Source organism: Commensalibacter papalotli (ex Servin-Garciduenas et al. 2014), from assembly GCF_000527695.1.
GTDB classification, from domain to species: domain Bacteria; phylum Pseudomonadota; class Alphaproteobacteria; order Acetobacterales; family Acetobacteraceae; genus Commensalibacter; species Commensalibacter papalotli.
Genome location: NZ_ATSX01000011.1, coordinates 1 through 15,425, shown reverse-complemented (window position 1 = coordinate 15,425; position 15,425 = coordinate 1). Strand labels below are relative to the sequence as shown.

General features: G+C 28.8%; 15 protein-coding genes. 2 read left to right on the top strand and 13 right to left on the bottom strand.

Annotation, left to right across the window (positions count from 1 at the left end; all coding sequences use genetic code 11):
• The first annotated feature begins 120 nt into the window (after positions 1-120).
• On the top strand, positions 121-1,497 hold the full coding sequence (locus COMX_RS10480; RefSeq protein ID WP_034341133.1) for a glycosyltransferase family 47 protein: 1,377 nt from the start codon (positions 121-123) through the stop codon (positions 1,495-1,497).
• An 890-nt stretch (positions 1,498-2,387) separates the two neighbouring features.
• On the opposite strand, the gene COMX_RS10475 is transcribed toward COMX_RS10480, so the two are convergent.
• A complete protein-coding gene (locus COMX_RS10475) occupies positions 2,388-3,947 on the bottom strand; it encodes a glycosyltransferase family 2 protein (RefSeq protein WP_034341130.1) in 1,560 nt (519 codons plus the stop codon).
• Positions 3,948-4,892: 945 nt separating this feature from the next.
• Here COMX_RS10475 and COMX_RS10470 point away from each other — a divergent pair.
• Entirely contained in the window at positions 4,893-6,428 is a 1,536-nt protein-coding gene (locus COMX_RS10470; protein WP_034341127.1) for a glycosyltransferase 61 family protein, read from the top strand.
• On the opposite strand, the gene COMX_RS11410 is transcribed toward COMX_RS10470, so the two are convergent.
• The 12 genes from COMX_RS11410 to COMX_RS10415 form a co-directional block, all read right to left on the bottom strand.
• Positions 6,398-6,694, bottom strand: coding sequence for a recombinase family protein (locus COMX_RS11410; RefSeq protein ID WP_152534217.1), 297 nt, complete (start codon positions 6,692-6,694; stop codon positions 6,398-6,400). The genes COMX_RS10470 and COMX_RS11410 overlap by 31 nt on opposite strands.
• Positions 6,688-6,951 carry a recombinase family protein gene (locus tag COMX_RS11405; protein WP_051462132.1) on the bottom strand — a complete coding sequence of 88 codons (264 nt, stop codon included), beginning with the start codon at positions 6,949-6,951 and terminating at the stop codon, positions 6,688-6,690. The genes COMX_RS11410 and COMX_RS11405 overlap by 7 nt, the downstream gene beginning before the upstream one ends.
• 317 nt (positions 6,952-7,268) lie before the next feature.
• Entirely contained in the window at positions 7,269-7,667 is a 399-nt protein-coding gene (vapC, locus tag COMX_RS10460; protein ID WP_034341124.1) for a type II toxin-antitoxin system tRNA(fMet)-specific endonuclease VapC, read from the bottom strand.
• Positions 7,664-7,894 (bottom strand): antitoxin, encoded by a 231-nt coding sequence (locus tag COMX_RS10455; protein WP_034341121.1) that lies wholly within the window; start codon positions 7,892-7,894, stop codon positions 7,664-7,666. The genes vapC and COMX_RS10455 overlap by 4 nt, the downstream gene beginning before the upstream one ends.
• Positions 7,895-8,523: 629 nt before the next feature.
• On the bottom strand, positions 8,524-9,564 hold the full coding sequence (gene trfA, locus COMX_RS10450; RefSeq protein ID WP_034341118.1) for a plasmid replication initiator TrfA: 1,041 nt from the start codon (positions 9,562-9,564) through the stop codon (positions 8,524-8,526).
• A gap of 468 nt (positions 9,565-10,032) precedes the next feature.
• Positions 10,033-10,272, bottom strand: a complete 240-nt coding sequence (locus COMX_RS10445) for a hypothetical protein (RefSeq protein WP_034341115.1) — start codon at positions 10,270-10,272, stop codon at positions 10,033-10,035.
• Positions 10,269-10,898: a ParA family partition ATPase gene (parA, locus tag COMX_RS10440; RefSeq protein ID WP_034341114.1), complete on the bottom strand. Its 630-nt coding sequence runs from the start codon at positions 10,896-10,898 to the stop codon at positions 10,269-10,271. Before parA ends, COMX_RS10445 begins: the two co-directional genes overlap by 4 nt.
• A gap of 80 nt (positions 10,899-10,978) precedes the next feature.
• Positions 10,979-11,575, bottom strand: a complete 597-nt coding sequence (locus COMX_RS10435; protein WP_255343295.1) for a carbohydrate porin — start codon at positions 11,573-11,575, stop codon at positions 10,979-10,981.
• A gap of 68 nt (positions 11,576-11,643) precedes the next feature.
• Positions 11,644-13,008 carry a 4Fe-4S binding protein gene (locus COMX_RS10430; RefSeq protein ID WP_034341113.1) on the bottom strand — a complete coding sequence of 455 codons (1,365 nt, stop codon included), beginning with the start codon at positions 13,006-13,008 and terminating at the stop codon, positions 11,644-11,646.
• A 33-nt stretch (positions 13,009-13,041) separates the two neighbouring features.
• Positions 13,042-13,878: an FTR1 family iron permease gene (locus tag COMX_RS10425; protein ID WP_034341112.1), complete on the bottom strand. Its 837-nt coding sequence runs from the start codon at positions 13,876-13,878 to the stop codon at positions 13,042-13,044.
• A gap of 9 nt (positions 13,879-13,887) precedes the next feature.
• Entirely contained in the window at positions 13,888-14,217 is a 330-nt protein-coding gene (locus COMX_RS10420) for a cupredoxin domain-containing protein (RefSeq protein WP_034341110.1), read from the bottom strand.
• A 108-nt stretch (positions 14,218-14,325) separates the two neighbouring features.
• Positions 14,326-14,859: an iron transporter gene (locus COMX_RS10415; RefSeq protein ID WP_034341108.1), complete on the bottom strand. Its 534-nt coding sequence runs from the start codon at positions 14,857-14,859 to the stop codon at positions 14,326-14,328.
• Positions 14,860-15,425 lie beyond the last annotated feature (566 nt).

Below are 15,425 nucleotides of genomic sequence, written 5' to 3'. Positions count from 1 at the left end.
ATAAATATGACACTATAAAATTAAAAAATTTACGAATTATTAAATTTATACTAAATAAAAGAAAAAAATGGGTAAGCTATGCGATAGCTATTGCAACAAAAAACATAAGAAGAATAAATAATGCCGATTATTACGCACTTTGGGACAGTATTATGTTTATCTGAACATGGTAATATAGAACAAAAAAAAATAGAAGACTGCAATGAATTTAATATAATTAGACATTATTTTAAAAAAGATAAAATATTTTTTTTAAATATTGGTAGTTTTGATTATCAAATTACAAAACAAGGCCTTTATAATCTCTCACAAAATAATTTATTTTTATCAAGTAGCAATGACTTAACGACGGTTACATGCGATAGAGAAAAAGCTCTTGACTGGGAAAATTATTATATTATTCCTGATGAAAACTATGAAACCGAATTATCAAAATTTTTTACAAATAGAGCCCTCAAAGAATATCAATTCTGTTATACTTCAAACGTTTTAGCAACGTTAGATAATTTAAAAAAAATCTTTCCCAATTCTGAATATTTAAAAAGAAAAAACAATTTAATTACTAGATCTAATATATTTAATACAGAAAATAAAGTTATAATCAACTGTAATTTACACCATATGTTTGAAACAGAATGGTTACAAGAAATTATTCCTTTTCTTGATAAATATGAACATTTAGAAATAAATAATGCATCAACAATTAAAAATAAAAATTTAATTATAATAGACAGTCTAATAAATGAACAAAAATTAGATTTTTATAAAACGTTATATTATAATAATAACAATATTTTACTTGTACATTTAAGTGATGAAGCTTTTAAAGATGAATATAGATGTTATGAATATTGCAATACTGTATGGAGAAATTTATGGAATCCAATTCTCGCTAGTTATAAAAATGTAAATTTTTTTCCTCTAGGTTATAAAGCTGGATTTAAAAGAGATATTAATAATATTAAAATTAAACATAAAAAATATACATGGTTTTTTGCTGGGGACATTAAAAAAACAAATCGTCAAATTATGTATGACAATATGAAAAATATAGACGGCGGATATTATCATTTAACATCATATTTTAATAGTGTTGATGCTTTAGGGGTTAAAGAATATAGGGAATATATGGAAAATTCTATATTCATACCTTGCCCCGCAGGCTTTGTACATTTAGATTCTTTCCGAATATATGAATCTCTCGAAGCTGGTTGTATACCTATAGTAGAAAATGGCAGAGGGCTTAATTGTTTTACTCCATATTTAGGAAAAAATCCTATTCCTTTTATTGATAATTGGAATAATGTACATAAACTCATAAAAAATATAATTGATGAAGGAAAAGTTGAGCAGTTAATGCAAGAATGTTCTGAGTGGTGGAATAATTATAAAATAAATATAAGCAATAAAATAAAAGAGGACTTTAACAATATTAATATTACAAATATTAACGGTTCTGGGTTCTGCGATTTAGATATTACAAAATTTATTGAATAATCCTTTATCAAACAATATCTGTAAATTTTATTCTTGTAAGCTTGCAGTTTTTTTTCGAAACAGTTTATTTTATTATTTTTTGAAACATAACTAACACTAAGAAGGTTTGTCGCGAATAGGTAATTAAGTTGTGAAGAAGTATAAAATTGAATGCTTTATCTGTTCTGATATGGATTAGTGTAAATAATCTATCACCTTTTAAAAGCTTGCCTAAAGAAACGTTGAGTAACCTTGACGTTTTTTTGACTTGTTACGAATAGATAAAGATGCTGTAATTATTAATATGGTTGGGTAATTTAGCAAATGACAAGATTGTTTAATTTGAGTAGATTTATAAGATTGATTTGTCGTTTATAGTCTACTTCCCTTCAAACCGTAAGCCTTTCTTAATCCATTACATTACCTCATATTCTTTAACTATATTTCTTGCTGTATGGAAAGACTGGAAACAGCCGTTCTTTTCCATATATTTCTTTGTTTCATGAAACTAAGGATTAGTAAGAATATTCTCTTTCTTCATGATTTATAGTGTTTTTGGAAAAGAGGTTGTTTTATCATTACCAATACAGGTTGATGTAAAGAGCTTATCGTTTTAAAGGCTTTTCTGAAGAAGTGTTGCTATGCATTCTAACAATCACAGTGTCTATTCCCAATTATAAATATTTCATTCATATTTGTGAAAAAATTAAACTCTATTCTCTAACTTTGCAACAGGATCTTTTTACTTTAATATATATGATTTGCGCTTTATACAGAATCACTTAGACTACGCGTAATGTTTATTTGATAGCAAAAAGATTTGAGAAAAATAAATTAATGTTATTCAACCATAACTGAACAATTATTTTCATAACATTAATTTATATAAATTTAAATTTTTATAATATTTTCTACATATTATGTTCTGATAATATACCTCTAGATATTATTTTAATAGCTTTTTTAGAAGCATCATCTAATGATGTTATAGCATTGAATATTAACCCATTTTTTTCTTTCTTTTGTTGGCATAAAATCTGCATTTCATAAAAGCTTCTACTACTCTTTAAATATTCAGCAGTTTCTTTAATTGTATCTGTACAATTATCAAGATTAATTTCTAATAATGAAAAACTTTCCCATTCATATGCTCTCATTTTTGTTATACAATGTTTACCATGCTCATCAAAACTTAAATATCTATTTGTATCTGGATGAGATAATGAAATGGTTTCATTAGGGTTTCCCCATACTTTATATGATAGTACTGAACCTATTCTTGGATCTCCTTTTACTTTTAAAAGACAAGAAGATTGTGTGCATAAATGAATATAATCACTATCTTCAAGAAGTAATGCAATAACGGGTTCTTTATCATCATGCACACTTAATTCTTCGTTACAAACACAGAGAAAATAATTAAAATAGTTTTTAATTTGAAATGCTAAAACTTTTTTTTCACTATTAAATTTATCTTTTAATATATTTCCTGGTTTAGAATGATGAGAAATCCAATAAAGAGGAATTGCATTGTTTTCATATTCATAATGAGGATCAAAAATAGAGACCTGTTTTGGTGAGTATAAATCTTTTAAATATAAAAAATATGAAAAAGGTATTGAGGCTATTATTTGTTCTACGATACGCCCTTGTCCATTTACAAAATTTTTCATTATTTTATAAAAATTTTGTAAATAAATTTCAGAAATATTAATTTCTATTTGATTATAATCGTTACTACTAACAATATTATGTACTGGATCTTGTTTATTTTTTCTTATTTCTTCTATATTTCTATCTCTAATCACATAATGTTCTAAAGATCTAGTTTGATAATGAATAAGGCGCCCACCTGCCCATGTGGGATAGTCTTTTGTAAAACCACCATGATCACCTTCCCACTCTATAGGATCTCCAGCACTATCAACACTTTGTCCTTCTACCATGATATTATGAACGTGATATAATGGTTTTGATATAGATAGTGGTTTCACTATAACTTTGGTATGTTTATTCCAAAAAAGTTCATTGCTTCCATGTAATGTATAGTTAATAACAGGAATACCAGGAGGTCGGCTAATATAATTATTAGTACCAACACAACACCAGTTAAAAGCAACTAATGATGCATGATTCATCTCCATTAAATAATCTTTTATATTTTTCCCATATAAATCTAAATATTCATCAGAATCAAAAAAGGCAATCCAATTAAATTCTTGTTTGTATTTTGTGATAGTATTTTTATAAGCTCTAATTTGTCTAATATGATGTATGTCTTTATTAAAAGCATTTCTATGATATCTTATATCAATAGTATTTTTTAAAGAAAGTATTACATTTTCTGTTTCATCATCAGAAAAATCATCATATATGATGATGGTATCAAAACCCAGAGCTTTATACCAAGCAATCCAATAAACAATTTCTAATTGTTCATTTTTCACGACCAAACAAACAGCAACTTTCATCGATTTTTACCTAATTAACAATAAAAAGTTATTATACTAAAAAAAAGTGATTAATGTAAATTAACCATCTTTGTAAAATACCTAAAAGAGGTATCAATATACTTGATCATAATAAATTTACCACTATACATATTATAAAAGTCTAAAATAATAATAAAAAACTTATAAAAAATAGGTAATGAAGTTTTAGAAGAATTATTAAAATAGGTAATGTAATAAAAATAAACTTATAATAATGTTTAAAATAATTTTATATTAAATATTATTTAATAATATATTTAAATAATCAATTATATTAAAATTTTATTTATATTAGGAAGTTATATAGTGAAATTATATTAAATATGAGCTACGAAAAATAAATAATGGTAATTTGCAGATAAAAATACAAAGTATTCGGTTATAAAAATATGTTTGTTGGTTATATTGATAAAGATAGCAATATATATAACTATATAATTCATTGATATTATTGATAAAATATGATGACTTAAACGTCATAATGTTACCGTTATGTCTAAATTATAAACAGTAAATTCAAATCACATTAAACAACATTATTTTGAGATCGTTTTTTATGCTTGCATTCTAAAGAAAATTTACATTACTAAACTAAAGATGCAATAATTCCATTTTTTATGTCTTAATAACCGATTTAAAAAAGTAACAGCAAAATCTCCTAAAGATAAAGTTTTCGCGATTTAAAATAATTATTACATTCATTTCTTTTAATTAAAAATTGTAGGATTTATTATTGAATAAAAAAATTATAAAAAAATTAATAATTTATATTAAATAAATAAATCTTAATCTAATATAAAAATTTTATAGAATCTTTTCATTCTAATTGTTAAAATAAAAAAAGTAATGAGACAAATTGGACAATTTTTTTGCTCGTCAAAATAAACCTTATTTTGGTTTAATTAACTTAGAAAATAATAAATTATGCACGATTATATAGATAAAAATAATATATTTCAAAAATGTATGAGAGCGGGAGGGTATATAATCCCCCTTCAATATCCATTAAATGTTCGTACATATAAAAATGTATTTAATCATGGTTTTTCATTATATGGAGAGAACCAACAGATTATATCAGAGAGTAGTTTTTATAGAGGTGTACCAGATTATAATTTATTAAATGCATCTGTCACAACTAATATTCATCCTCATAGAATAAAGAATATTTTAGTTCATGATTTATATTTTTGGTTAGGTGTTGTTCATCAACATTTTGGACATTTTATGGTTAGTTCTTTAAGCAGGTTATGGGCTTTAAAAAATCAACCAAAAAAAATAAAAATAGCTTATCTTGGAGAACCTCCTGATCATTTATTTAAAGTGCCTCATATTGCTTATATTTTTAATCAGCTTGGAATTCAAAAACATCAATTAAAAAATATTACTGAAACTACGCTTTTTAAACAAATAGTTATTGCAGAACGATCTTTTAATGAAAATCATTCTATAAGTCATATGTATAAAAAAACTCTTGAAAGAGTGTATCCTTCTTTATCAAATAATTCATTACAAAAAGAGTATATATATATATCAAAAAGTCGGCTTTCACGCGGAGTAAGATCTATTGAAAATGAGTATCAGCTTTGTGATTATTTAACATCTAAAGGAATAAAATGTATATTTCCAGAACAGCTTTCCTTTATAGATCAGCTAAAACTTTGGCAAACTAATCAAAACTTTGTTGGTTTTTCAAGTTCAGCATTTCATATGGCTGCAATATTTGGTAATAAAAATATAATAATAATTAATGATTCATATGGAGCATCTTCGAATCATATTCTTGGCGATATGGTTGCCAATAATAATACACTTAATATTTATTCTTCTCAAATAATACATAAAGGAAAAACCGATAATTTTAGTTCGGTAACACAAATATCAGATATTGAAAAATTTGGAGATTCTATCATTGAGGTAATAGATAAATTTCAACAAAAAAAAATTAAAGCACAATTATCACCTGCTAAACTTTTTTCAGTAAGTAGTAAGGTATTTAAAAATGAGCCTCTTGGGGAAAATATATCTCGTTTAGGTATTCCGACTCAAATTTCAATATATGATCGGGATGAAGGGAAAAATGTTACTCCAGAAGGGGCTATAAGTGGTAATTTGACGGGATCATATCAATGCCATACAAAAACTGAAAATAATCCTTGGTGGCAAATAGAATATAAGGATTTATACCTTTTTACAGAATTACGTATCTATAATAGATTAGAATCAGATACAGTTAAAAATAGAAGTAATCTTTTATCTATATTAGTGTCTGATGACGGTGTTAATTTTACTGAAGTTCATCGTAAAAAAGATCAAGATATTTCTTTTGGTGGATTAAATGGAGATCCTTATAGATTGTTGCCAATTAATAATATTATTGGTCGCTTTATTCGTATACAAATTATTGGACAAACATTTCTTCATTTTGATCAAGTAGAAGTATTTGGAGAAAAAGTATGAATTTTTTTATAAAAAAAATAGGGAATTATAATAAATAAATTATTGGTAGTATCTCTATCCATTTTGTAAAAGCTCTTTGGTTTCTTAAGTTTTTCGTCTGTCATTACAATTGACCTTCCACCAACTCTACCTTGATCTCTAGCTGCTTTTAATCCGGCTTTTATTCTTTTCTTGATAAGGTCTCTTTCAAATTGAGCTAATACTCCAAATAGATGAAATACTGACTCACCTCTATGAGCTGTGGTATCAATATTCTCTGTTAACAAACCTTACGAGCTTCTAGATCATTCACAATGTCTATTAGATGTTTTATTGCCCCCCCAAGACGATCTAACTTCCAAATAACTAATATATCGCCCTCTCTTAAATAGGAAAGGGCTTTTAATAATTCTGGTCTATCTGTTTTAGCACCAGAGGCTTTATCTTCATAAAAGCTATCACAACCAAATTGTTTTAATGCTTTTATTTGCAAAGCAGTGCGTTGTTCAATTGTGGATACTCTAGCATATCCAATCGCAACCATAATCAATTTCTTTAATAATCAGATTATTTATACGTTTTTACGAGGATTAACTCTTAAAATTAGAATACATACTGTTTGATCTTGTAATTTTGTAATTATACGATAACGCCATAAATCTAAATTACCTGTAATATTGATGGGTTTAATCTAACAGTTGTTGGCATATCGCTAAAATCACAAATACATATATTCATATTTTTTTCTTAAAAAATAAAAGCAAGGTTAGATATAAAATATTTTACGTAAACTCATTAACTATAAATAATATTTATAAACTCATATAAGAAAGATGTTTATTAATAAAATAATTTTTTTTATTAAATGACCCAATTTTCTACAGTTAAGCCTTTTACTCTTTTAAACTCTTTAACATTATTGGTAACCAAATTTACCTTTAATGCTAAGGCATGAGCAGCAATTAACATATCTAAACTTCCAATAGGTTGTCCTGTTGATTGTAATTGATGTCTTAATTCAGCATAATGCCAAATAGCTTGCTCGTCATAAGGTAGTATTTCTAAAGGGGATAGAAACTTATTTAAAGCCAGTTTATTCTTTTGTGATCCAGACTTCTCAACACCAAAAGCAAGCTCTGAAGCGGTAATACTGGAAATACCTAACTGTCCTAATTGAAATTGTTTAAACTTTTCAAAGACATAAGTGGGGTTATTATTAATGATATAAATACAGATATTGGTATCGAGTAAATAAATCATTTTATATCCTCACGGGTTTGATCTCCCTGAGGCTCTCTTGTGAATTGAAAATTATCTTCAAATTCATTGATTGCTTCTTGCATTAAAACCCACGGATTTTCTTTTGGTAATAACAATACACCGTTTCCAAAGGCTTTTACGATGACTTCATCTTCATTAAACCGAAACTCCTTAGGCAACCTTACAGCTTGACTTCTGCCATTTTGAAATATTTTTGCTATCTGCATATTATAATCCTCCATGATATATATTTATGATATATATCATAAGTAACATTCTACTTACAACTAAATGAGATGATTTTATTTATTTTAATTTTTCTTTGATTTTTTATGGATTTTCAAACACGCACATAAAACCTTCAGAAGGCATTCTTGATGTGTGATAGTATTTTTAGTTATCACTTCTACTAAAGAAGTATTTAACCTACTCTAGGAAAACCTAGAGTTTATTAAAATGGGTATCAATAGGTTAATCTTATTAAATAATATTTTATGAAAATAATTAAATTATAAAATATACTTTGATAAGCTATCATCACTACCACAAATAATGAATTTATCAAGTAACTCTCTATCATTTATTTTTAATAAGTTGTTAATTTTATATATTTTATGTATATTATACATGAATATTAATCAGCCATAAATTTGGTTTGATTTTTTACTGAACAAACGATTATCAGCGTTCAGCATTAATTATAGAGATTAAAAAAATACCCGCACAATTTTATCGATGAATTTACCAGAATCCTATGTTTACACTCGTTCTGTATCTAGTTTGTGTGATTTTGTGCATCTGAAAGAAATTTGATTAACATTATTATGACAAAGGAATTTTTTTATAAAAAATTAATCTAAGATTGCTTGTGTCTTTCAAACCATTTGCGGCAAAAACCAATAAATGCTTTATTAGGTTCTCGTGGCGCATCTATACCACCTTCAGACATCCAACAACGCCATTCTTTTTCAAGGGAATATATATCCCAACCGGGAGCAACTAACTTCGCATCATGATATGTTTCTTGATTTAATATAATTGAAACATTTATATTTGTAAGCTCTTTAAAATTTCGATTGGTAAAAATAATATTATTACCATTTAATGATACAGCATAATCTGGTATATGACTGTATGTATTATCTTGTTCAATTATTTTATTAACTAATCGTTTGAATTCTTTATTTGTTGACCCAGAACCGCATTTTGCTTGTAATTTATCAAGCCCAATACGCCAAGAATATTGTTGACCGCAATGTTTACGTGCTAATTCATACATTCTTCGCTCAAGAGGTTTACGCAATCTAAAATAATCACGATGTAATGTTAGTACTTCATGTGCCTTAATTGCATTAAATACCCAATCAGAAAGTTTAATTTCAATTTCTTGCATTCTTCCCTCACGAGTCTCTCTTACAATTTTATAATTTTCAATTAAACCAAAACCTTCTAAAATTTCATATTTTCCTGTAGTAATATTTGTTTCTATTCTTGTCCCTGCAAGGCGAGTAAGAGCTGCTTTGAGTTGTTCATAACCTCTTCCATCTGTACCTCTATTCGTTGCAGATAAAAAATCGTAGGCTTTAAATCTCAATGTTTGTTTAATTTCACTTTTATTATTCAATGCAGCAATTGTTTGGGATATACAAAAAATTAATATATCCCGATCATGAACGGTTGCTACGCCTTGTACTGATGGAATAACTTTAATAAAGTTTTTTCCATTTTCATAATGCTTGATACGAAGGTCTGGTTTTGTTGATATTGAAAAGATTGGATGTTCCATTGATGCCATATCTCCTTTAGGTGTAGCATCAAAAATATCACAAATAAAAAAATCTTCTTGTTGCATACGGTCAGGAAGAAGAGGCGATTTATCTTTTGTATTCTCTTCCATATCATTTTCTCTTTTGTGTTATTACCCACCAAAAGATTTATATCGTGTTATTACCCACTCCACAAGCGCTTTCGTGTTATCACCCACTTTCTTTCGTGTTATCACCCACTTTCTTTCGTGTTATCACACACCATTAACTAAAATAAAAAGCGTATTTTCAATAAGTTACAGTAATTATTTTATGCGTAACACTATATATAACACTATATATAACACTATATTTTGTGGATAACTTATAAAAATACAATTTTCACTTAAAAATTTTACACTAAAGAACAAATTTATAGTTTTTAATATAAAAAAATTTTAGATTAAAGAGAAAAGCATCTATCTAAATATTTATAAACAAAATGACTATTAATTATAGGTTAACACCTTCAAATATGTAATAAATATTATACATTCACTTCAAAAATATAAATATTTCCTTATATTAAACTTTTCTACAAATTTAACTTAAATACGTTTTTAATTATTTTTGTATTTTTCTGAAAGAAATTCTCGCATTTCATCAGCTATTTTTGTTCCTCTGCTTGCACAAGAGGTTTTTATAGCCGTATGTAAGCTTAATGGAATATCAATAGTTAAACGTTTCATGGGTTCTTCCTCAACTCGATTTTCAACCCACGCATCTGCCGTTGATGCCAATGTAGATTTATGAATTGGTTTTGCACCAATAGTAATCTTTTTACCTAATTTTGTATTCATTTTAAAAACTCCATAATTTCTTTTACTACAGCTTTAATTTCTTTTGTAGCTAAGCTCTTTTCATCAATTTCACAAACGGCTTTTCCTTGCGCCGCAGATTCAGCAAAAATGACACGTTGTGTTATACTTGCTTTAAATGATGGTACAGAATAAACTTCAAGCGCTTCTCTAACATCTCTACCAATTGCAGTATTTAAGATTTTACGATTAATTACAAATGCAGATTTGAGGTTTTGTTTATAGATCAGAGCTTCATTTATTAGTTTAATAATTTCATCTGCTGCCCATATATCATATGGGGATGGCTGTACAGGAATAAGTATAAGATCAGAAGCCATAATAGCACTTCGTGCTAAATCAGTTACACGAGGCGGGCTATCAATAATAACATAATCGTAGCCTTTAGCGATTTGATTTATTTCTTTGTGGATAGTTGCACGAGGTAAACCTATAACAGAAAATAAAGGCTCCTCGTTACGTGCCGCGGCCCAATCAAGTGCACTTCCTTGTGGGTCAGCATCAATTAATAATACACGCGCTCCATTGCGTGAAAAAATAGCCGCCAAATTTATACTTAATGTTGTTTTCCCTACTCCACCTTTTTGGTTTAAAACTCCGATAATCATACACTTATACCTTTACGATTTTCAACTTTTACGATTTTCAACTTTTACGATTTTACGTGTAAATGTCAACAACAAATACTTTACAATTGTATTAGCTGATTCAAATGGTATTGCAGTTCATTAATAATGAAAACCCCTGTCGTAAAATTGAAACGGGTACCAGAAAGATGTTTTGACTGTGGATCACAAGTAAAAGGACCAGAAGGGTTACAAAAAGAAACATCATTTGGATTATCGTTGGTAATAGCGAATAAATTAGTCCAGTTTTCATTGGGTTGAAAAGCAAAACGAATACCTGGAGCAGCTAAAGGATACGCAACACCACCACTATAAGTATCAAGGGAGCTGACCATTGACCATCCAAAAGAGGAGTTCATAAAAAGAGCGGCATAATCACTGATATTAAATTCTTGGTCAAGGGCAAGTTTACCAATTCTAACGGTAAATTTATCATCCCAAAATCCTTGCTGATACCAGAGTTCCCATAACCGAGTAGAACGATCCGCTTCAGTACCACTGATAGGGTTGAAGTTGGCTATATTTTCTCCTGTAAATGAACGTCCTCTGATTTGCATAGTGCTGATATTAAAAAGCCCATGTTTAAAACCAAGCACTTTTTCTGGATCCCAGTTGAGGGTCAATGTCGTCATACCCTCATAAGCAGCACCCTGTTTGATACCACCATATGGGTTCCCCCAAACTTCATTAACATCAACCGCAGTAAAGGTAATACTATATTATATATTTACCATCCCCAAAACATAAACCACCAAGCAGCTAAAATAGGTATTAGAGAAAAACAAAATAAACAAAACGATAATATAAATTGATAAATATTATTAGTAATTTTTCTTAAAATTTTATAACCTAAATAAAGGCTCCAAAGACCGGCTCCAATTAAAATAATTGCTCTTGCGTTCTTTATCCACCCCAAAATAATACCATCATATTGTAATAATTTTACACTTGTTGCAGTAAGCCCAAGAAATAAACCTGCTGCAGCCAAAGGTATAAGAGCTTGTGATATATAAAGATAAAGATTAGGTTTTCGTAAAAAACGACCTAATAGTTTGTAAATAATTGTTAAACCAAATCCAAATATAAGTCCTGAACCAAGAATATAAAAAGTAACGCAAAAACCATCTAACCAATTAAAACTATCATTATTATCAGGATAATTTGTTAAAATCCACCAAGGGGCTGTGGCATTAAGCGGCCAAAAAATATTGTGATTAATTAACCAATTTGCTAATAATTGTTTTAATTGTACAAACCAAGGTGAAACTGTCCACGTAAATGCACCTATAGCGACACCAATCATACCAAAAAGCAAAAGTCGTGTTTGCCAAATATTATCTTTTTCACCACCATAAACAATAATCTCTTCATTGACAGATCTTGACTGTAAACTAATTGCATCTCGATACCCAGCACAACGTCCACACATATGACAAGATGAAACACCATGTAATTGTCGAATATTAATCATCGGCGGACAATGTGGATTACTTAATTGCTCACCATGATAATTAGCCCATTTTTTGGTATTACTTTTAAAAGAAATTGGTGATAAGCGTGATAAAAGATTAAAAACACCATTAACAGGACATAAATATCGACACCAAACGCGATTTTCTTTTCCATAAAAAAAACCAACAATTATGGCACCTATTGTTGAACCTCCCAAGATTAATAATGCAGCTTGAGCATAATCATAAACACTAATCAATTGTCCATAAAGGGTTGTTAAAATAAAAGCAATAGCAGGCCAACCTTTCCATTTAATCCAACGTGGTATTGTTTTATTTTTACCAAACTTTTTTGACGTCCACTCAGTTAGTGCACCTTCTGGACAAAAAACTCCACACCAAACTCTTCCCATAACTAACATTGAAAGAATAACAAAGGGCCACCAAATTCCCCAAAAAATAAATTGGGCAAATAAAACGAGATTACTTAAAATATGTGCATGTCGTGGTGGTAAATCCATAAACGTAGGAATGATTAAAAGAACAAGATACAAACCAACAATCCCCCACTGGGTAATTTGTATTATTCCTTTATGGCGTTGCATTGCAACGCCTAATTTATGAAGTATTTTACTTATCATTTAAACCCTTATGTAGCCTCAATTTAGTTCATATCAATGCGTAGTTTTATTTTTAAATCGGATTTTACAAAATAAAATTGCAAGAATCCAATAAATAGCGAGAACCATAACTTGCATTAAAGATGGTTCTGCATGGTAACCTGTTAAACCTGTTAAGGTACTATTATCTGGAATCAACCACGCACTACTCCATAAATAATCATCCATAAAGCTATAAAGCCAGTCAGGAAGGTTATAAGCAGATATTTGAGCAGCAGCTTTATCAAAAGCACTAATCATTAATCCACCACCAATTAAGAGTAGCAAAAACTCACTTATAAGGAAAAACCATTTCCAAGAAATGATTTTCGAAGATTTTTGTAAAAGCCAGAATGTTAACAAAGCAAGAACAAAACCAAGAACACCACCTAAAATAAAAAGTCCTAAAGAAGATCCTTGTTGTTGAACTCCGATACCTGCAAGAAAAACAACTGTTTCTGAACCTTCTCGCGCTACAGCTAACATTGCTAAAATAAGTATTCCTAATCCACTTCCTGTTTTTGTTAGACTGTCAGCGGCCTCTTGTTCAAGATGCTTTTTCATACCTCGTCCATGACGGTGCATCCATATTACCATTTGTAAAATTAATAAAGATGCAACAAACATCATTCCTGTGAAAAACCATTCTCCACCCGCACCCGCAAACCAATTACTTGCTACCCAAAAAGTAATAGCAAGTAAACCAGCAAGCGCTAGACCTAATCCAGTACCTATCCAAAGTTGTTTAGTTAATGACAACAAATTTTCTCGTCTTAACCAAGCATACAAGATACCTATAACGAGTAAAGCCTCAACACTTTCACGCCATACGATAAATAAAGGCGCACCCATATAAAACTCCTATTTGGAAATAATACTAAAACCTTGCATATTCATATGAAATTCATCAATAAACTGATACTTTCCTGGTTTAAGAGGATGAATAACCACAAATGATGTAACACCTGGTCCAAGAACTTTTTCGACACGAAGTGATAAATTTTCGAATTCAGCAGGTCCTTTTCCTGTATTTTTAATTGTTATTTTAATACGCTGATTTGCAGATACTTCAATTGATGATGGTGTAAATACACCATCAGCGATAGATACATCATAATTTTGTAATGACGCTGCAAAAGATGATATTGGTAAAAATACAAATAAAAATAAAATAGCCCATAATATTTTCATACTAAATATCCTAAAATTTACTTATAATTATTTAATAAAAAATATTAAACAAACTAAAATAAAATAGTAAATTAACTAATTATTTAATTTTTTATTAGAATATTAGAATTAATATCCGCCTTTTTTACCTGTTCCAGCATAAGTAAAATCATACTCTGTTACACAACTTTTAAACCAAGGTGCAACACCAGTTTCCTTATCAACATGTCTACCAAACATTGTTTCGCGAGATGGCGGCAAAATTGTAAGTTTTAAATGGTATTTACCTGCTCCTAACATTTTAATGTTTTCACCATAATGTGGGCCATCATTAGCAACCATTGGATGTAAAACACCATTTAATTTTTTTGTATCTCCTGTTTTAGTTAGCTCGTAGGATACTTGTAAATATGGCATCCAACTCCCTTCAGGGAATCCATTTTTATTATCCGCAGTTGCATGAATATCAGATTCAAGATGTACATCAGATTGTGCTGCAGGTAACATCACCCCTTCTGGTTCCATTTCAATAGGTTGAAGATAAACAGCTGCTATTTCCATATTACCACAAGTTTGAGGTTTACCGATTGGGTATTCCACTGCAAAAGCAGGACTTGATAATATTAAAGCACAACTAGCCAAAAGATATTTTTTTATACGCATAATTATTTCCTTTTCATGTAACTTTTAGAATAAATAGATTTAGATAAACATTTTTTATTAATATTAACTATATATGACAATGAGAATCATTAGCAACTTTTGATTTTGATTTTGAAAGTATATTTTTAATTAGGAATGGGCTGTAATTGTTGGAATGGAAACAAATTAATTTTAATAGAGCTAAGTATGATTTTTACGCTCATCATATAAATGGCATGATGATCTTATAAGCGATAAATTGGTGGTAATGATAAAACAACCTCTTTTTCAAAAACACTATAAATCATGAAGAAAGAGAATATTCTTTCTAGTTCTTAGTTTCATGAAACAAAGAAATATATGGAAAAGAACGGCTTTTTCCAGTCTTTCCATATAGCAAGAAATATAGTTAAAGAATATGAGGTAATGTGCTGGATTAAGAAAGGCTTACGGTTTGAAGGGAAGTAGACTATAAACGAAAAATCAATCTTACAAATCTACTCAAATTAAACAATCTTGTCATTTGCTAAATTACCCAACCATATTAATAATTACAGCATCTTTATCTATTCGTAACAAGTCAAAAA